1 protein-coding gene is annotated in these 332 nt (G+C 65.7%); it reads left to right on the plus strand.

What is annotated here, in order from left to right; translation table 11 throughout:
• The coding region (locus XdyCFBP7245_RS23550) for a methyl-accepting chemotaxis protein (protein ID WP_244907927.1) at positions 1 to 332 on the plus strand (332 nt) is incomplete at both ends.

Below are 332 nucleotides of genomic sequence, written 5' to 3' on the forward strand. Positions count from 1 at the left end.
GAAGCGGCACGTGCCGGTGAGCAGGGCCGCGGATTTGCGGTGGTGGCCTCGGAAGTGCGGACGCTGGCCCAACGTTCGTCGGGTGCGGCCAAGGAGATCAAGGACCTCATCGACGACTCCGTGCACCGCGTCGCCGAAGGCTCCGCGCTGGTGCACACCGCCGGCAAGACCATGAGCGAGGTGGTTGCCAGCGTGCAGCGCGTCACCGACATCATGGGCGAGATTTCCGCCGCCTCGCAGGAGCAATCGGCCGGTATCGAACAGGTCAACCAGACCATCACCCAGATGGACGAAACCACCCAGCAAAACGCCGCGCTGGTGGAAGAAGCCAC

Origin of the sequence: Xanthomonas dyei (assembly GCF_002939865.1) — a bacterium.
In the GTDB taxonomy this organism is placed as follows: Bacteria; Pseudomonadota; Gammaproteobacteria; order Xanthomonadales; family Xanthomonadaceae; genus Xanthomonas; species Xanthomonas dyei.